The organism is Shimia sp. MMG029, from assembly GCF_027947445.1.
Lineage (GTDB): Bacteria > Pseudomonadota > Alphaproteobacteria > Rhodobacterales > Rhodobacteraceae > Shimia.
On record NZ_JAQJIM010000001.1, the window covers coordinates 947,213 to 969,278 of the forward strand.

The 22,066-nt window shown below is 56.7% G+C and carries 1 protein-coding gene; it reads right to left on the reverse strand.

The genetic code is table 11. The annotated features are described in order from the left end of the window. Positions 1-223: 223 nt before the first annotated feature. Positions 224-21,505 carry an Ig-like domain-containing protein gene (locus PJL69_RS04565; protein ID WP_271308585.1) on the reverse strand — a complete coding sequence of 7,094 codons (21,282 nt, stop codon included), beginning with the start codon at positions 21,503-21,505 and terminating at the stop codon, positions 224-226. Between the last annotated feature and the right edge of the window lie 561 nt (positions 21,506-22,066).

Consider the following 22,066-nt stretch of genomic DNA (forward strand, 5'->3'; position numbering starts at 1 on the left):
CACACAGGCTACAACAGCCATGCAGGATCCACCTACGCAAATCGTGACTGTCCGCTGTTCACAATCATGCGCAGCGCCCTGCGCGCGGATCACAGCTCCGTTCGCGGTGTTCTATTTCGCGGGCCCACAGAACGGATTGCGCCAAGAGGTTTTGACGCACTCTGGAAAACGAACCCGGTAACCTGCAGCCGCACCCAATGCTGGATGCGGCTTTGAATGCTTATCAGAGTGTCACATCTATATCGGAATTGAGCAGAATTTCGTCAAAGACGGTGATCGTGGTCGCGCCGAATTCGATGATGGAGTTCCCGGATCCTGTGATTGTGAGCGTGAACGCCGCATTGCCAAACAGTTCAATGCTGTCCACGCCTGACACAAAATCAAAGATCCGATCATCGCCGTCGTCCAGATCGAAGTGGAACTCATCGCCTCCCAGCGCACCGGCGGTTCTGTCCCCAGCAATATCGCCGAACATGACATCATTGCCATCCCCACCGGTCAGCGTATCAGCACCCAGCCCACCATACAGCCGGTCATTGTCGGCCCCGCCGTTCAGCATGTCCATACCAGTGCCGCCGTCGATCCGGTCTCGGTCACCTTCACCATTTAGCACATCATCGCCGTCGTCGCCAAAGAGCCTGTCATTGCCCTCCCCTCCGTTGACAATGTCAGCCGCTGCGCCTGCGCGTACCAGATCATTGCCGCCCAGCGCGTCAAAGTTTTCGCGCGCTGCAGTGCCGATCAGGCGGTCATTACCCACCGTGCCCATCACATCCAAACTGCCGACAGAAATTGTCACTGTGGCCTGTGCAGCAAGCCCGTTAGCACCGGTGACAGTGTAGGTAAAGCTGTCGCTGCCAACAAACCCTGCGTTGGGCGTGTAGGTGATCGTGTCATCTGTCGTATCCAACGCTGTGCCATTGGTGTTGATAACAACGGCACCGTTTGACGCAGCCCCCACCGTGGCCAGACCAGGCAAACCACCAAGGCCATCATCATCATTGTTGAGAACATCGACAATAACAGCGGTATCCAGATCGGTTGTCGCGTGATCATCCTGCGCAGAGGGCGCAGGCAGCGGTGGCATCTGCGCGACATCGCTGGATGTCACATTCGCATTGAAGAATGTCACAACAGTCGTGCCGTAGGTCATCACCGTGTCGCCCGTTGACGCGTTAAATGCAAAGCTGGCGTTGCCTGCATCGAGCAGCTGCACCCGATCAATTCCCGCCACGAAGTCAAACACCCGATCAACACCGTCATCCATGTCAAAGGCAAAGAGATCTGCCCCCATGGCGCCATCAAGACCAGAGCCTGTCAGATCGCCATAGAAGACATCATTGCCGTCGCCACCATTCAGGGTGTCATTGCCCTGACCACCGGTCAAACGGTCATCGCCCTGATCACCGATCAACTCATCATCACCGTCTCCACCGGTGAGCTTGTCGTTGTCTGCGCCGCCATCAAGGATGTCGTTTTCTTCCTTGCCGACCAATGTGTCGTTGCCCGCAAGACCGCTGATCTGATCCGCCTGTGGCGTGCCCACCAGACGGTCATTGCCAGCGGTGCCGACAATGCCCGGCAGATTTGGTGTGACCGTCACCATGATCGTGCCAACATCTGTCGTCGTCCCGTCAGAGATTTCATAGGTGATGGTGTCCATCCCGGTGAAACCTGCTGTTGGCTGATAGAGGATCCGATCGTCAGAGGTATCAAGCGGCGTTCCGCGGTCATCCACACTCAACGTCAGCGCATTCAACGCGCTCAGCGAGACAATCGAGAGTATGTCGCCTTCGGCATCAGTCGCCAGTGACAAGACGTCTATGGTGGTCGACGTATCTTGCAGCAGGCTCGCAGTTGTGTCTGCTGCCACCGGCGCATCATTCACACCGTTGATTGTGACAGTGGCCGTCGCTGTACTGGTGCCGCCGCTGCCGTCATCAATGGTGTAGGTGAAGCTGTCGGTATCAGTGTCGCCCGCGCCGAGACTCTCAAACTGGCCGTTCGGATCATAGTCAAACGTGCCATCCGCATTGAGCGTCAGCAGAGCACCGGATGCGAGAGCGATCTGCACACCCACGCTGGCCGCCATGCCATTCACCGCAGAGACAGAGAAGCTGTCTGTCGCATCGACATCGCTGTCAGCACCATTTCCATTATCCGCAAACACATCCCCCTGAACGGCGGTGTCCTCATCCGTGCTGATCGCATCATCCGCAGCAACTGGCGCATCGTTCACACCATCAATGGTGATGGTTGCAGTGGCTGTATCGGTGCCACCCTCCCCATCACTGATGGTGTAGGTGAAGCTGTCACTGTCGTTTTCACCCACCGCAAGGCTCTCAAACTGGCCGTTCGGATCATAGTCAAAGGTGCCATCGCTGTTCAGCGTCAGGAGTGCTCCAGAAGGCAGTGTGATCTGCGTGCCAACGCTTGCCCCCTGCCCGTTCACCTCTGTGACGTTCAGAACAGTGCCCGCATCAACATCGCTATCGGCACCATTGCCATTGTCGTTCAGCACATTGCCCTGCAAGAGCGTGTCTTCGTCCGTGCTCAGGCTGTCATCTGCGGCAGTTGGCGCGTCATTCACACCGGCCACATTGATCGTGACCGTTGCAGTGTCGCTGCCGCCCTGGCCATCGCTCACATCATAGCTGACCGTGAACATGGCTGTATCGCCCAGCGCAAGCGCCTCAAAATCGCCTGCCGGATCATAGGTGCCGGTGCCATCCGTTGCCACAGTCAGCGTGCCGCCCTCGGGCAAGGCTGTCGCCACACCAAATGGGATAACTGCCCCACCACTGTCGCGCACCTCGGTCAGAGTGAGCGTACCGCCATCGCTGTCATTGTCATTGCTCAACAGCGCAATAGGGGCAGAATTGTCCTCATCAGTGTTGATCGTGTCATTCACAGCATTTGGGGGCACATTGCCCGGCCCCGCCACTGTGATGGTCAGACGCGCGGTATCCGTCCCCCCGTTGCCATCAGAGATCGTGTAGTCAATCTCCACCGGACCAGAGAAGCCGGCATTTGGCGTGAACTGAATGCGGTCATCCGCCAAAAGCACAGCCGTGCCCGCGCCTTCGCTCACCAAAAGGATGCCTGTCACATCCGGCGTGCCATCGCTGGTGTCCACATCTGTGTCATTTGCCAGCACATCCACGGTGATCTGTGTCTGGAACGGCGTGGTCACACTGTCATCGTTTGCAACAGGTGCATCATTCACCCCGTCAATGGTGACAGTTGCGGTAGCGGTATCCGTGCCACCGTTGCCGTCATCAATCGTGTAAGTGAAACTGTCAGTGTCACTCTCTCCCACCGCAAGGCTCTCAAACTGACCATTAGGATCATAGGAGAAGGTGCCATCCGCATTCAGCGTCAACAGCGTGCCTGAGGGGAGCGTGATCTGAGTTCCCACATCGCCCGCGTTGCCGTTCACTTCCGACACACCAAAGCTGTCTGTCGTATCGACATCACTGTCCGCACCATTGCCATTGTCGGCAAAGACATCGCCTTGCACCGCATTGTCTTCGTCGGTCGTGATCGCATCATCCGCCGCCACGGGGGCGTCGTTCACACCGTTGATGGTGATGCCGACCGTTGCGATATCAGTGCCACCATTGCCATCGCTGATGGTGTAGGTGAAGCTGTCCGCCCCGCTCTGCCCTACAGACAGCGTTTCAAACGCGCCGTTTGGATCATAGTCAAAGGTGCCATCCGCATTCACCGTCAACAGAGCACCAGAGCCAAGGGTGATCTGGCTGCCCACATTGGCCGCGACCCCGTTCACTTCGCTGATGGTCAGCGTGTCACTGCTATCAACGTCGCTGTCCGCGCCGCTGCCATTGTCCGCAAGCAGATCACCGAGCAATGCGCTGTCTTCGTCAGTCGTAAGACTGTCATCCACCGCATCTGGCGCATCATTCACGCCGTTGATGGTGATTGTCGCCGTTTCAGTGTCCGTGCCCCCGTTCCCATCACTCACTGTGTAAGTGAAGCTGTCGGTTGCACTCTCGCCAACGGCGAGGCTCTCAAATTGACTGTTGGGATCATAGTCAAAGGTGCCATCGCCATTGTTGGTGACTGACCCAGTTGTCCCTGTGGTGTCGAAACTGCTCACAGTGAGCGTATCGGTTACGTTCGGGTCACTGTCATTTGCCAGAACAGAGGCCGTCGTGAAGGCCGTGTCCTCATCGGTTGCAAAACCAAGCCCGCTGTCAGGCTGCGCCACAGGCGGCTGGTTGTTGCCGCCAATGGTCACGGTCACCGTGGCGGTATCTGTGCCGCCATTGCCATCGCTGATGGTGTAGTCAAACGTGTCTGTTGCAGACTGCGTGGCACCCAGCCCCGCAAAGGCGCCGTTCTGATCATAGCTGAACGTGCCATCGTTGTTGAGCGTCAGCAGCGCGCCAGAGGTCAGCGCAATCTGTGTGCCGACATCCCCAGACTGTCCATTGACCGCAATCACGCCAAAGCTGTCGAGCTGATCCGGGTCACTGTCTGGCCCATTGCCGTTGTCGTCAAACACATTGCCATTCAGCGCCGCGCCCACCGCAACCGACAGCCCATCATCCACCGCATCCGGCGCATCATTCACACCCGCGATGTTGATCTGAACATTGCCCGTGTCTGTGCCGCCATTGCCATCGTCGATGGTGTAAGTGAAGGTCTCAATTCCGGTCTGGCCCGCAGACAGGGAATTGAACACGCCGTTTGGATCATAGCTGGCAGACCCATCCGCATTCACAGTGAGCAAAGCACCAGACCCCAATGTGATCTGCATGCCCACATCCGCAGATTGGCCATTCACTTCGGTGATGGTGAACAGATCTCCTGCGTCTATGTCGGAGTCGACGCCACCGCCGTTGTTGATGAAGAGATCCAATCCAGGGATCAATCCGCTGTCTTCATTGGTGTTGAAGGTGTCATCACCTGCCACAGGCGCGTCATTCACACCGGTGATGGTGACTGTGGCCGTGGTGGTATCCGTGCCACCTCGGCCATCGCTCACAGTGTAGTCGAAGCTGTCGGAGGTGCTGTCACCCACCGCAAGCGTCTCAAACTGATCATTGGGATCATAGTCAAAGCTGCCGTCAGGATTGAGCGTCAGCAAGGCACCTGAAGGGAGCGTGATCTGGCTGCCCACATCGCTGACCTCTCCATTGACCGCGCTGACCGTCAGCGTGTCGCCATCCGCATCGGTGTCATTGGTGAGCACATTGCCGCTGACAGAGTTGTCTTCATTCGTGGTCGCGTTGTCCGCAATCGCAATTGGCTGGTCGTCATTGCCGTTGATCGTAATGGTGACACTGGCTGTGTCCGTCGCCCCGCTGCCATCCTGTATCGTATAGGTGAAAACCTCATCAGTGGACTGACCCACTGTAAGCGTCTGATACGCACCATTGGTGTCAAAGGTGAAAGTACCGGAGCCATTCACCGTCAGCAGCGCACCATTGGAGAGCGTGATCTGTTGCCCTGCGAGGTAATCCATACCCCCCAGACTGATCAGAGAGACAAACGGAATATCACCAGTGTCTGGGTCAAGATCCGGCCCATTGCCATTGTCGACCGTCAGATCCCCGAGCAGGATCGCGTCTTCTCCGACGTTGAGCAGATCATCCTGCGCAACAGGCGCATCGTTCACCCCATTGATGGTGATGGACAACTGCCCAGTGTCGGAACCACCGTTGTCGTCGGTCACAGTGTAGCCAATGGTGTCAAACCCGGTCTGCCCAGCCCGCAAGCTGTTGAACGCACTGCCCGGATCATAGGTGTAGGTGCCATCGGAGTTGATGACAAAGGTGCCGCCACCCGATCCGGTCACAGATGTCCCCAGCGCGAGGCTTGAGCCATCCACCTCCGACACCCGCAGTGTATCGGAGGTATCCGCATCGCTGTCATTGTCGAGCACCGAAGCGCCCATGGAGCTCAGCGGGGTGTCCTCATCAGTGATATTCGTGTCGTTGCTTGCAACAGGTGCATCATTCACACCTGCAATGGTGATGGTTGCCGTGGCTGTATCGGTGCCGCCGGTGCCATCACTGATTGTATAGGTGAAGCTCTCTGTGGCGTCTTCACCGACAGCGAGGTCTTCATACCCCCCGTTCGGGTTGAACGTATAAGCACCAGTTGACTGCACGGTCACTGTGCCGCCACCTGAGAGCGCAATGGCGTTGCCAACATTTGCGGCATTGCCATTCACCTCAGTCACCGTCAGCGGATCGCCATTTGGATCGCTGTCAGCCCCATTGCCATTGTCCGCTAGAACAGAGCCGTTGCTGATCGTGTCCTCATCCGCAGACAGGCTGTCATCCTGTGCCACAGGCGGCTGGATGGTGCTCAGAATATTGAGCGTTACCGTTGCCGTATCCGTGCCACCACGCCCGTCACTCAGCGTGTAGTCAAACGTGTCTGTGCCACCTGCTGGGAACTGACCATTGGAGTCATAGGTGAAGGTGCCATCGCTGTTGAGCGTCAGCAGCGCGCCGGAACTCAGCGTGACCTGAACGCCAATGTCAGCGGCCTCTCCATCAAGCGCGATCACAGTCAGCGTGTTTCCTGTATCCACATCACTATCTGCGCCATTGCCATTGTCATCCAGCACATTGCCGTTTGTCGCCGTTGTGTCGCTGGCCGCAATGCTATCATCCTGCGCTGTCGGGTCGTCGTTCTGCCCATCAATGGAGATGGTCACCGTTGCCGTGTCACTCAGCCCACCATCATCGGTGATGGTGTAAGTGAAGCTGTCAGACGCATTCTGGAAATCCGGCAGACTCTCAAACTGGCCGTTGGGATCATAGATAAAGTCTCCGCCCGCGGTGAAGGTCAGGATTGCACCAGAGGGCAGCGTAATCGGATTGTTGAAGTTGGCATCGCTGCTGTCCACACCGGCCACATTGGTCACGGTTATTGGATCGCCACCCGGATCGCTGTCATTGCCCAGCGGATCCGCCAGCGTGGTCGCACCGTCATCTTCGCTGACAAAACGTGTGTCGTTGACCGCATTTGGTGCCGCATTCTCAACCGTCACCGTGAAGGTGTCCGTTTCCATCGAATTGGCTGCGCCTGCGCCATCATCCACCGTCACGGTGACAGTATAAGTCCCCTCCGCCGCATAGGCATTGCTGATTGAGGGAGACAACAGATCGCTGTTGAAACTGGCCATGTTACCATCACCAAAATCAACCATGTAGCTGCGCGTCTGCACATCAGGATCTGTCAGCGTCAGCGTGCGATTGAGAGACGCCCCCTCCGCCAGAGTGACATCCGCCCCAGCTTCAAGCCCTGGCGCATCATTCACGGGATTGACGGTGATATTTGCCGCCACCGACGGATCTGTGGAAAATGCCAGACCATCAGAGCCCGTCCAAAGGAAGCTATCAGAGCCGTTGTAGTCCTGATTGCCCGTATAGACGAGATTGCCAGCCAACAGATCGGCCCGACTGATCTCCTGCCCAGCTGTTACCGGCGTGCCATTCAGCGCCAGAGTGCCGTTTGTCGGGAAGGTATCAATGCGGATCGCCTGTAAAGTGTTGCCATCAGGATCGCTGAAGCCTGCATCAAACACGGCAGCATCCAGCACAATGGCCGTGTCCTCATCTCCGCTTGCTGAGACAGGCGAAATCGATGGGGTGTCATTGCCATAGACCTGGATCATGACAGACCCGTTCCAGCCCACAATAAAGCCGCCACCAGGCAGACCTTCGACTGATGGCTGGTTCTGTGTGCCGCTGGTGGTGCTGTTCACAAGGAACTGGCTGTCCACCCGCGCGCCATCTGCACTGTATTGCTGCGCAAAGACGCCCTGCCCGCTGCCATCCGTGCCATTGTTGTCCGTCCAGGCAATCACAAACCCGCCTGTATCAAGTGACGCGACAACAGGATCAAATTGCCCGCCAATGCGCTGGTCGTTCACGCGGAATTCTTCGACAACAGTGGTTCCATCCGGCGCAATCACAGTGGCGAACACCCCGTCGCCACTCAGATCGGCAACGTTATCTGTCCAAACAGCCACCACATTGCCATTGTCCAGAACAGTCAGTTCAACATCGATCTGGTTTGACAAGGTGCTTGTATTGATCCGGAATTCACCGCCAACGACAGCGCCGCTGGCATCATAACGCTGGGCAAACACGCCAAAGCCATCCACATCCCCAGTCGAAGACTCCCAAGCGATCAGGAACCCACCGTCGTTCAGCGCGGTGATCGACGGATCATCCTGTGTCGACGCGGTATTGGTATTGACCACAAACTGCGCTCCAAAAGCGGTGCCGTCGCTGTTAAACACGCGCGCAAGCACACCTAGGCCGTTGCCGTCGCCCGCGCCGCCGCTGGATCCGCTGTCCCATGTGACAACAAACTTGTCATCACTCAGCACGGTGATGGCGGGGCTGTCTTGATCAAAGGTTGTACCGGTATTGGCGACCGTCTCACCACCAGCCGGGGTGCCATCCTCATTAAACCTCTGGAACACAATGCCTTGGCTGCTGCCATCCAAAGAGTCGTCTGTCCAGACTGCCACCCAGCTGCCATCTGAGAAGGCGGCGACCTGAGGCTCAAACTGATCCTGCGTTGTGGTGGTGTTCAGGCGGAATTCATCGGACTGACCGCTGGCAAGCCCGGACCCGTCGCGCGCAAGTTTGTTGCCCTGAACATCAAACCGCTGCGCATAAATGCCATGGCCTGAACCATCGGTTGGATTGAGCTCATAGACCGCTATGAAATCGCCCCCTGTGCCGGGCAGCTGAACCAGCTCAATGTTGTCCGCATCATCGAGTGCATCATTCACAGTCACCTCACCACCGCGAGGCTGAGCGGCATCTGGCGTCGGAGTGATGCTCACCGTCACCACAACAGGCTCTGATGCGCCCCCGTCCCCATCTGTCACCTGAATGCGCAAGACGCGCTCTGGCAGCGGATCATCAGAGATGTTGCGATAGGTCAGGTTTTCGACCAGCAACTCCACGATCGCAGCCGTTGCTGCTGTGTTCAGACTCAACTCAAAGGCACGGCCGTCCTGCCCATCCTGCACAATGGTCGCAACCTGTGTACCATCCACCGACACAGCGGTGCCTGAAATCGTGATCTGGCTGCCCTGACGCAGGCCAAGCTGATCCTGTGTCAAATCATCCGGCGCATTGATCTGGTCGATCAATGGCGCAGAAGACACCACCTGTGACACAAGGATAGAGCCGCCATCAAAATCAGCGCTGTCCGGATCAGACACAGCCGCCGCGCCATTCGCGTCGATCAACTGTGGGATCCCATTCACCGTATTTTCGTCATAGGTGACGGTTTCGTTGATCCCTTCCAGAACCGGCGCTCCACCGATCGAGAAATCGGCTGGATCGCCCAAAATTTGATGGAAGATCCCATCACCACTGCCATCGCCCTCAGCCCCAGCAGCATTGGAGGAAAAGGAGACGACAAAATTGCCATTCGCCAGTGCGGCCACAGCAGAATCGCCTTGGGTGTTTGAGAACGCCGTATTGACTTGCAACGCGCCATCCACACGATGTCCGTTGGCGTCATACTGCTGCGCAAACACGCCTTGCCCGCTGCCGTCAGTGCCGCTGTTGTCTGTGAAGGTCACAACGAAGCCACCACCGGTCAGGCCGACAACATCGGAGTCAAACTGAGAACTGTCCACAACTTCGTTGACAAGGAAGTTGTCCCCAATAGGGTTACCTGCCCCATCAAACCGCTGCGCATAAACGCCCAAGTTAAACGTCGCTGCGCCATCATCTCCACCTGAAGAGGTGTAGGTGACAACATAGCCACCATCTTCCGTAGCTGCGATGCGGCTGTCGGACTGGGTAGAGCGCACATTTTGCGTGTTGACCTGAATAGGCCCACCCACTTGACTGCCATCTGCGGCAAACCGCTGAATAAAAACGCCTTCAGCGGAGGCCAACGTGCCGGTTTCCAAGCCGTTTGACGTGAAAGACACCATAAAGGTGCCATCACTTTGCACAGCAACATCAGCATCAAATGCGCTTTCGCCCCCGATTGGGGAAATGATGCTGGGCAGGCCATCGGTACCGCCCTGATCATTGTAGCGCTGCACAACGATATTGGTCTGAAAGGCTGCGCTCTCATTGCGCGCCTCATAGACCTGCACAAAATCACCGTCCCCAAAGGCATCCAGCGCAACGCGGGTATCAGCGCTTGTGAAGACATCCCCAACGTCAGGCGCCGCAACTTCCCCGCCAACTTTTGTGCCGTTGGCGTCATAGACCTGAGTGACAATCTCGGCCGTGCTTGAAAGCGTGTTCAGGCGCGAACTGTCATCGCGCCAACTGACGGCAAACCCACCTGTGGAAAGCCCCACAACTTCTGCAAATGTCTGACCACCTTGGGCGTTGGTGTTGACCTGGAATTCGCCCCCCACAGGCGCACCTGTGCTGTCGTAGCGCTGCGCGAACACACCGGTGTTGTTGTCCCCGGTGGCGTCCTGGTTGGTGGATGTCCAGACAATAACATAGCCACCATCTGTCAGCTCGGCGACATGGCTCATAGACTGTGACCCGGTGGTGAAGGAGTTTGTCTGCACCTCTGTGCCGACACGTTCCGCGCCATCTTGCTCTGGCGTGATGGTCACTTCCAGTGTCTCGCGCGCAGACCCGCCATCGCCATCATTGACGGTGATGGAAATCAGTCGCGCTGTTTCAGGATCATCAGAGTCATTGGCGTAGGTCGCGTTGCGCAGCAGAGTCTGCAACCGATCCGGAGTCGCATCGGCGTTAAGCCCGACCACCAAATCAGCCCCATCTGCGCCATCAGACACAAGTGTGCCGATCGCAGTGCCATCAACCGAAACCGATGTGCCCGCGATGGACACCGCGCCGCTTTGATCAAAGGACAAGTTATCCTGCGTCAGATCATCGGGCGCCGCAAACTGTGGCTGCCCAGTGTCATTCAGCACCATTCCGATGATCAGCTCGCCACCATCAAAATTGGCACTGTCAAAATCACCAAGTCCAAGTGTCGGGGCAAAAATCTGACCGCCAGCGTTTACGTCTGCCTCGTCAAAACTCACATCACTCAGGCTGTTCAGAATTGGGTTTCCCGACCCCGGCACAGACGCTGAGGCCTCAAAGAGCCGCTGGAAGACGCCTGTTCCGTGTCCGTCTCCGGCAGACCCGCTTGCGGCCGAGACCCAAACTGCGGTGAAGCCGCCCCCCGGCAGAGAGACCAGCGCAACTTGATTTTGCGAACCGCTGGTTTGTTCATTTACGAGGAAACTGCCATCCACACGGCTGCCATCTGCGGCATAGACCTGGGCGCGCACAGCTTCGCCGGAACCATCCGACCCGCTGAAATCGCTGAACGCAACAACCCAGCCGCCCCCATCAAGGGCAATCACATCAGGGACCGATTGCCACGAAGAGGTGACATCATTCACGAGCACTTCACCGCCAACCGGATTGCCGTCCACGTCAAAGCGTTGCTGATAAATCGCTTCTCCGCTGCCATCGCCCAAGAAGTTTTCATAGACCACAACAAAGCCACCGTCAGACAAGGCCGCTACCTTTGCCATGTCCTGTCGGGAAACGACATTGGTGTTCACTTGGAATTCCGCGCCAACCGGCGTACCATCCGCCTCAAACAGGCGCGCAAACACACCGCTGTCGTCTCCGTCCCCCGCAGATGCAGACGTCGCCGACGTCCAGGTCACGACAATGCGGCCACCTGTCAGAATGGTTACGGCAGCATCGTCTTGTGTGCTTGAGGTTTCTGTATTGACCTGCACAGAAGCGCCAAGCGCCGTGCCACTGTCATCAAAACGCCGCATGAAGACACCAGTCCCACTGCCATCCGCGCCGCTGTCGTCACTGTAAACCGCAACGATTGTCCCGTCAGAGGCCGCAGCAAACGCCGCATCCCGCTGCGAGGAACTGACCACATCATTCACCAGGAACGTCGCCCCCTGTGGGGCACCGGTGTGATCATAAATCTGTGCAAACACACCGGTGTTGTTCTCCCCAACACCGACACCGGCGGGGTGGGCGCCACTGCCGTCCGTCCAGCCGACGACAAACCCGCCAGTGGGCAGCCCGGTAACGGTTGGCTCAGATTGCGAAAACTCCGTATGCGTGTTCACCAGGAACTCACTGCCCTGCGGTGTTCCGTCCAGATCATAGACTTGACCAAAAATCCCGGTAGAGGAATCCTGTGTCCTGTCCTGATTGTTGCTCTCCCAGACCACCACATAGCCGATCTGAACGCCGCTGGCGTCAAATATGGCCGAGGTCGCCGGATCGATTTGGTTGGAGGGCGTGAATGTATTGACCTGTTCTTCGCCGCCCGTGACCGACAGTGTGAGATCCTCTTCTGCCGTCACGGCGACGGTGATGATATTGTTGCCAGAAGAGCCACCATCGCCATCCAGCAGCTGAACGGTGAACTGCCGTACAGCCTCTGGATCATCAGAAGCGTTAGCATAGCCCAGCTGTGCCAGAACAGCCTCCACAGCCTCCGGTGTCGCGCCAGCGCCGGACAGAGAAATCTCCAAAGGCGCGCCGTCAACGCCGTCCTGAACGATTGTGCCGATCGCGGTGCCGTCAACAGACACTGTGTTGCCTGCAAGCGTGACGCCATTCCCCTGAACAATGCTCAGTTGATCCTCAAAGGCGCCCTCACTTGCGCCACGCTGTGTTTCGTTCGCGTCCTGATCACCAACAAGGCGCTGCACAAGCAAGGTGCCGCCGTCTAAATCAACACTGTCCGCATCCGTGATCGACAGGGCGCCGTCTTGGTTCAAAATCTGCGGCGCGGCATTCACGGTGTTTTCGTCAAAGGTCACCGAGTCTTCAAATCCTTCGATGACGGGCGCCCCTGCGCCAGCAGGCACCGCGGCCGCATCCAGAATGGTCTGGAACACACCGCTGCCAGATCCATCCCCAGCTTCACCAGAGGTAACAGAGCGCCAGACCGTCACAATGCCGCCATTGTTCAGCAGGGCAAGATCAGGTTGATCCTGTGTGCTTGAGGTCTGTTGATTGATCACAAACATCGGGCCATCACGCGAGCCATCCGCATTAAACCGCTGGCCAAGAACGCCCTCGCCACTGCCGTCAGCAGCCCCGAAATCGTTGATCGCAACAATGAACCCACCGTTCGGCGTGCCAACCACAACCGGATCCGATTGATCAGAACTGGTAAAGGTGTTCACTTGGAATTCCGCGCCCTGCGGTGTGCCATCCACATCATAAATGCGTGCAAAAATACCAAAACTGCTTGTGTCTGGGCTCGCGAAAACAACAACAAACCCGCCATTTGGCAGTGCCGCGCTTGGCGCGAGAAAGGCAATATCTGGCTGCTGTTGATTGCCCGTTGTGACCGTATTGATCTGTACTTCGGCCCCGGCTGGCGCAAGCGCTGTGCCGTCAAAGGTCACCAGGTTGCCATTTGTGTCCACACGTTGGGCAAAAACACCATTGCCGTTTGCATCCGGTCCTTCCCAGACCACCATCACATCTGTGGACCCTGGCAGTTCGGTCACCTGTGGCCTGTTCTGGTTTCCAGATGTGGTCTGGTTTATCTGGAATTCCCCTGCCTCAGGTGTGCCCGGTGCATCAAACGTGCGGCCAAAAATTCCGTTCGAGCTGCCATCGCCCGCACCTGCAGAGGATGCTGAGGACCAGACAACCATGAAGCGCCCGGCGCCAAAATCCACAATTTCTGACTGCGTCTGTGTTGAAGAGGTCTGTTCATTCACCTGAAAGCTGCCGCCAAGCGGTGTGCCATCATTATCGAACACTTGGCCAAAGATACCTTGTCCGGACCCGTCAGCACCGCTGCCATCACGCCAGGTGACGACAAAGGTGTCATTGGACAACCCTTCGACGCGCGCCTGCCGCTGCGCGTTTCCTGGCAGATCATTGACCTGAAACTCCGCCCCCAGCTCCTGCCCTTGTGCAGTGTAACGCTGTGCAAAAATGCCGTCGCTGCCCGGCGCATCCTGATTGTTGGACACCCAGGTCACGACATAGGAGCCATCGCTCAGCTCCGCAACACGTGGCGCAAACTGCTCACCATCGGCAAAGCTGTTGACCTGAGTTTCCTCAGTCGCGCTGTCGGCGACAACAACCAGATCACGCACAAGGGCCTGAGAAGACCTCAGGAAGCTGTTCTGAGAGCCGTTTCCATTGTTAACAGTCAGGTCAAAACCAAGTGTCGTACTGCTCAGATTACTCGTGATCTCAAACGTCAGAGCCTCAACCAGCGCCTCGACCGCCTCTGCCGTCGCCGACGCATTCAAATTGATACGCAGCGCTGCGCCGTTAACACCATCTTGGCTGCCATCAATCGACCCAATGGCAGTTCCTTCATAGCTGACCGTGCCGCCACTCAGGCCGATTTCGCCCGATCCGGTGCCTTGATCCTGCACCGACAGCTGTTGTCCGCCCCCAGAATTGAAAACCTCCTGAATCTGCACAAAGCCGCCATCAAAGCCGACGCCTGCGTTGTCATCCAAATCGATATTAGCGTCGATCAGTTGCGGCGTGTTCAAGAAGTCGGACTCTAAAACGCTGCCACGGTCACGGCCCCCACCCTCTGACTCAGGGCGCAGGAAATCGTCAACGACGATGTTGGGCGGTGCTGAGACGCCGGTGGTGATACTGACGAATACAGAATCCGGCTGCGTTTGCCGCCCGTTTGCATCTGTAATCGTGACCCCAATGCCTCGTTCCGTGAACTGAACATTCGCAGCGCTGTCGGTGGATTCATAAGAAATCCGTTCCACCAGTGCCTTGATCGCTGCATCGGTGGCATTGGCGTTGAAGTTGATCAACAGCCCATTGCCGTTGGCCCCATCAAGCGTGCCATCAATCGTGCCAATCACCAAACCGTCAAAGCTCAGATCATTGGAGCTGAGGGATATCACCGCATCGGTTGCGATACTGAGCTGATCAAAGGCAGTTTCGCCCTCCGTGTAGTAAAGCTCAAGAGATCCGCCCGCAAACCCGCCACTTGTGGGGCCTTCAAACGCAACCTGATCATCCAGTGTAAGGCTTCCGCTGGTCACATCCGTTGCGTTGACGGTCAGCGCCCGCTCAAAATCGCTGAGCTTCGGTCCACTTTGAACCGTTGCAACCTCTGTGAACGTACGTATCTGAACAGAGTTGCTGCTGCCATCGCCAGCCGCATTGCTGGTGGGAGAGGTCCAAACCGCAGCAAAACCGGTGCCAAAGCTTGTGACGCTTGGAGCCGTCTGGGTGCTGTCGATCAGTTCATTGACTTGGAATTCCCCATCCACACGCGTGCCACTGGCGTCAAAACGTTGTGCAACTATCCCGGTGCTGGACCCATCCTGACCGTCGGAATCCCAGCTGACAAGGAACCCACCATCCGCAAGCGCCGCGACATCCGCCATGTCCTGTGCGTTGATTGTTGTGACATTCACGCGGAATTCAGAGCCCAACGGCGTTCCGCTGTTGTCAAAGCGCTGCGCAAAGACGCCGTTGGATGCGCCATCCAGGCCATCGCTGTCCGTCCAGACCACAACAAACCCACCACCGGTAAGCCCCACAACAGAGGCGTCACTCTGGCTTCCTGCGGTGGAGGTATTGACCTGCACATCCGCGCCAAGGGCTGCACCGGATGCATCAAACACACGCAAGAACAGGCCGGCATCATCACCATCCCCGTCATTGGTTGTGGTTGGTGCGGTGAACACAATCACATGACCTGCGTTGCTCGCGCCATTCACAAGCGTCGCCACAGCTGGATCGGATTGATCTCCCTCCGTGTTGTCCACATTGACCGTGATCTCTGCCCCAACCGTGTTGGCTGCGGCATCAAAGCGCTGGCTCAGAATGGCGTCTTGATTGCCATCCCCATTGTCGGAGCGATAGGTGACAACAAAGCCCCCATCCACAAAGGCCGAAATGGCGGGTTCAAACTGCGTGCCGGCTGTGGCGGTGTTTACAACGAACTCCCCCCCCTGCGCCACACCGCTGGCATCGAACCGTTGCCCGATAATGCCGCTATCAAAACTACCAGGCGCGTCTTGGTTGTTGCCAACCCAAACCACCGTAAAACCACCGTCCGCCGTGGCGGCCACTGCTGGGCGTGATTGCGCGCCTGCAGTCGTAGAGTTTACAGCAATTTCATTGCCGATCGGCGCACCATTGGCATCATAGAGCTGGGCAAAAACGCCTTGACTGCCATCCAGGTTGTCTTGGCCGGACGACTCCCAAACCACAACTACGCCACCGCCTGTCAGCTCTGCCACATCGGCAGAGGACTGACTGTTCTCTGTATGCGCGTTCACCCGCTCTTCCCGGTTGCCGACCAACGGCAGGTCCGTATCTTGCGAGACCGTCACATTGATAAACTGGGTTTGCGCAGATGTGCCATCACCGTCTGACAGGTCCACACTCAGGCGCCGCAACGGCGCGGGTGCGCTGGAAATGTTTGAATAGGCAATGTTGCCCAGTACCGCCTCAACCGCCTCTACAGAGGCATCGCTGTTGAACGTGATTGAGAAACTGCTTCCGACGCTTGTGACCGTGCCCACAACAGTGCCGCCCACCGATACCGTACCACCAATAGAATAGGCGCTTAAAATCACATTGCCGTTGCCGACATCGCCGTTCACAAGGCCAACAAGATCCTGCGCTTCCCCGGACTCTCCCCCCAATTGCGCAATCTGATTGAAGGTTTCATCCACCTCAACCGTCAAGACACCGCCATCAAAGTCAGGAGAATCAAGATCGCCAAGCGCAACGGTCGCATCTGCATCCAGACGCAGGAAACCTCCGTTTACGTCATCCTCGGAAAAGGCTGCATCCGTGGTCATCCCCTGGATCAACGGTGCATCGGAGGGCGTGAAGTCCGCTGGATCGCCGAAAATCTGTTGGTAAACAGACGTTCCCGATCCATCACCCTGCGTGCCAGAGTTCACAAAATTCGTGAATGTGGCGACAAAATTGCCATTCGGCAAAGCGGCCAACTCTGGCTGACCCTGAGAGTTTAACGTAATTTCGTCATTGATCACAAATTGACTGTCGATCCGCTCTCCGGCTGCGGAAAACAGCTGACCCACAACCGAGGCCCCACTGCCATCAAGACTGTTTGAGTTGTCCGTCCAGGCCACAACAAACCGGCCATCTGTGAGGCCGATCACATCCGGCGCAACTTGCGAGCCAAACGTGACTTCATTCACAATAAAGTTATTGCCGACAGGCACCCCGTTCGCATCAAAGCGCTGCGCCTCAATGCCCACACCAGATCCATCGCGCCCCTGATTGTCTTGCCAGGCAACCACAAAACCACCACCAGCCAGCGCTGTTATAGAGGCAACTGCGCCACCGTCTTCGATCTGCAAGTCCGCAACCGCCTGCGTGCCATCTGGATTCAAGAAACGCACATAAATGTCATCGCCATTGTCAAAATAGGTGAAGCCAATCAAACCGGACGCATTTATTGCAATTTCTGGGCTGTTCTGGGTGCCAGATGTGACCCCATTCGCAACGATTTCACCCCCAACCGGCGTGCCATCCGTCTCAAAACGGCGCAACAACAAGCTGTCGCCTGATCCATCCCCGCTGTCAGAGAAATAGGCGACCACATAGCCGCCATTAGGGAACCCCGTTGTGCCAGAAGCGATGGTTGCCAGAGATGGGTCAGATTGCGTCGCCGAGGTCGTGATATTGACAAGCGTCTCACTACCGACCGGTGCCCCGTTCACATCGTAAACTTGGCTGACAACTCCAAAATCACTGCTGCTGCCGTCCACGTTGTCAGAGGCCCAGGCTATGACAAACCCACCGTTTTCAAGCGCGGTGACAGTCGCATCCTGCTGCCGTCCCTGCTCGGTGGTGTTGACCTGAAACTCTCCACCGACTCTCACACCTTCGGAGTCAAATCTCTGCGCAAAGACCCCTGTGCTTTGCGTATCTTGTTGACTGGACGTCCAAACGACCACCCAGCCTCCGTCATTGAGCGTTGCCACATGCTGGTTTTCCTGATTGCCCGGAGCAAAGGCGTTCACCAACACCTCCTGCCCCACAGCCTGCGGCGCGTTTGCCTCCGCTTCGCCAATCACGCGCAGCTCAAATGACAAAGGCTGGGTCAGCCCGCCATCACCGTCCTCAATTCTGAGAGAATAGGTGCGTGTGTCCCGAGGATCATCGCTGTCATTTGTAAAGGTTAGCGCATTCAGCAGCGCCTCAATCCGCGCAACTGTGGACCCCGCCAAGAGGTCGACCGTCAGGTTCGCCCCATCTGCGCCGTCTGACACGATCGTGCCAACATCGACACCATCCACCCGCAGCGTTGCACCGGCCTGCGTCACGCGCCCACCAGTGGCAAAGGACAAATTGTCCTGTGTTGCATCGTCTGGCGCATTAAACTCGTCAGCAATAGGTTCCGTGACGATGCGGGAAATACGGATTTGGCCGCCATCAAAATCGGCAGAATCCGAGTCAGACAAAGAAAGCGCACCTGTCGCAATCAGCTGTGCACCAACCTCTGCATCTCCCTCATTTACGGAAATACTCTGTTCAAGCCCAACCAATGTCGGCGCAGCAGATTGAGAGATTTCCGCCGGATCTCCGACAATCTGATGGAAGATACCGCCGCTGCTGCCATCTCCTGCGGTGCCGCTGGTTTCAGAACGCCACTGCACCACGTAGTTGCCATCTGGCAAAGCGGCCATCGCTGCACCATTCTGGGTGCTGCTGACTTCGGTGTTGACACGAAGCTCGCTGTCTATGCGCGTGCCATCCGCATCAAAGGCCTGTACGAAAACGTCAACGCCGCTGCCTGGCGCAGGGGTGGACGTGTCGACCCAGGACACCACAAATCCGCCGGTATCCAGCGCGATAATGTCCTGAATTTCCTGACTTCCACTCGTACTGTCATTCACGCGCACTTCAGGGCCCACCGGCACCCCCTGATCCGTGAAACGCTGATAATAGACACCGGTAGAGGATCCATCCTGATTGGCGCTGTTCCAGGCAACCACAATGTCTCCATTGTCCAACGTCGCAATATGGCTGGAGCTTTGCGCGCCTGGGGTGAAGCTGTTAACCTGAATGTCCCCACCTTCCGGTACGCCGGCATCATCAAACAGCCTCATATTAATAGAGCTGCTGGACCCGTCGCCATTGGCGGAATCACTCTCGCGCCAAGTGACGGCAAACCGCCCGTTTTGCAGCGCAGTTAGCTGAGGTTGATCCTGATTGCCGGTGGTCTGCTGGTTGATCACAATCTCTGTGCCCACACGCGCACCCGCCGCGTTGTAAAGCTGGGCGATCACACCATTGGAACTGCCATCACCCGCCAACCCAGAGCTGAAAGACACCCAAACAACAACATAACCGCCGTTGCTCAGCCCGACCACCTGTGGGGTAAACTGGTTCGAAGAGCTGTTGGTCTCCACCTGCTCTTCCGTAACAACAAGCGCACCATTGGCATCATAGCGGTTCAGCCGCACACCTGAGATGGTGTCATCATCCCAGACAACCACCCAGCCGCCATCTGTCAGCCCTGCAACTGAGGCATCAAACTGCGAGCTGGTCACCGTGGTGTTGATCTGAAATTCACTGCCAACCGCCACACCGCGGTCATCAAAGCGCTGGCCAAACACACCACTGTCGCCATCGCCCGTGTTGTCCTGATTGAATGACGTCCAGACAGAGAGATAGCCGCCATCCATCAAACCGGCGATCTGGGCATCGGTTTGCTCCCCGACGGTCACGGTGTTGGTCTGCCGCTCTCCGCCAAGCAAGCCATCCCCATCTGCGTCCGGCGTGACATTCACTGTGATCACCACAGGCGCGGAGGTCGCGCCATCGCCGTCTTCCACCTGCAACTGCAGCAGGGTTTGCTCACGCGGATCATCAGACACGTTGGCGAAAGTCAGGTTTTCAAGCAGCACCTCAACCGCTGCAGGATCCGCATTTGCGTTCAATGTTATGATCAGGTTTGCACCGTTCTGTCCGTCGGAACTCAGCGTGCCAACCACCGTTCCCCCAACAGAAACCTGTGCACCGCTCACACCAACTGTGCCCGACGTATCCAGCCCCAACTGCACCTGCTCATCTGCATCTTGCGGCAGGAAGCCATCCTCAGACACGGTCTGGGCAACAGTGCCGAGGATAATGCGACCGCCATCAAAATCAGCGCTGTCCGCGTCTGAAACAGCCACCGCGCCATCCAAGTCAATCTTTTGGGGCGTGCCGTTGACGGTGTCTTCTGCAAAAGTCACCGTTGTTGAAACGGCCTCAACCTCCGGGCTGGCGGAGGGCACCGGCGCCACCAAAGGATCTCCAAACAGGCGCAAGAACACCCCATTGCTGTCGCCATCCCCAGCAGACCCACTGGTCACAGAGGTCCAGACACCAACAAAAGCGCCATTTGCGAGCGCCGCAATATCTGGCTGGTTCTGGGTCGAAGAGATTTCTTCGTTAACCTGAAACTCACCGGTCTGCGCCACCCCATCCGCATCAAACCGGCGTGCAAAGACGCCCTGACCGCTGCCGTCACCCGCGGATCCAAAAGCGCTCGACGTCCAGATGACGGCAAACCCACCATCATCCAATGCAGTCACTTCAGGGTCAGACTGTGAGGAGGACGTTTCGACATTGATCTGAAACTCAGAGCCAACAGCTGTTCCGTCGCCTTCATAGACCTGCGCAAAAATGCCAATACTGCTGCCATCGGCGCCGCTTTGATCTTGCCATGTCACGACAAAGCGGCCGCCGGTTAGGCTAACCACCGACGGATCGTCCTGCGTTGACACTGTTGTCGTGTTAACAATAAACTCAGCACCCAGCGGCGTGCCATCAGGCGCATATCGTTGTGCCAGAATGTCACTTCCAGACCCAAGCGCCCCAGAAGAATCCCGGTACACAACCACCAGTCCACCTGTTGCAAGACCACCAGCGCCGGCACTTGCCTGAATAGCCGCCACCGCAGCTTGGTCTTGAGTCGAGGAGGTTGTCGAATTGACCTGAAAATCCGTTCCAAGCGGTGTCCCAGCTGCATCAAAAAGGCGCATACGTACACCAACGTTATTGCTGCTGTCACCACGGTCATCGACGTAAACCACCGCGAACCCGCCGCCAGGTACACCAGCGACCTCAGCGTCGTGTTGGGTGCGGCTGACATTGGTGTCATTGACCTGAAACTCATCTCCCGCAGGATTCCCAGCCGCATCGAACCGCTGCCCGAAAACGCCGATGTCAAAATCACCCGGATTGTCCTGGTTCCGCGACTGCCAGACGACCACGTATCCGCCATCCTCTGTCGCCGCGACCTGTGCGTTGTTTTGAATGTCCACCCCTGTGGTGTTCACCACCGTCGGAAGGCCGAGTTCCTCGCCTTCAGCAGAATAGCGTTGGGCAACGATTCCGTCTAAATCGCCGTCCTGACCAAATGAGTCCCAGACAACCACAAAACTGCCGTCCAATAGTGTTGTAACAGACGGATTATTCTGGCTGCCAACAGTGATGGAATTAACGAGAGTCTCCGGACCAAGCGGCTGATTCATAATAACTTCCCCCAAAAAACGACCGTGAGGCACAAAACAAACGCGACGCCGCAGAAAAGGCGACGCATATAAAAATAAACCGATGTCTTTCAACTAATTAGGCGACACCGATCAGCTAAAAACGATACGCAACATAAAACGCAATCACGCATCACACATACATGTGCAAATTTATTAAAATCTAAGCTTTTCGAAACTGACCATTGAGTCAAGACGACGCGCACGTAAAGCGAGGTAAGGTTTCCCCGACCCAATAAATTCCGCCGCAAAACTCAAAGAACGTTTGAAATCATAAAGTGATTTAATTTTCGACATTTAGAGAAAACCAACACACTCAAATCGAAATACGATGCAAAATCAAAATAATCGAAACAGGATCGGATACTCATAACAAATTAATAATAGAGTCACTCACGCCATCCAAATAAGTGCATCACGCGAATTGACGTAACCAATAGGGAGAAACAAAAAACGCACCGCCAACGCATCAAAAATTGAGGCTGTATTTGTGCCCTGAAAATCAGCCAAAACGCATGCACCAAACGACCAGTGTTCGCTTTA

Coding starts and splice junctions, on each gene's coding strand:
- PJL69_RS04565 (WP_271308585.1), bottom strand. CDS start 21,505: ATGAATCAGCCGCTTGGTCCGGAGACTCTCGTTAATTCCATCACTGTT.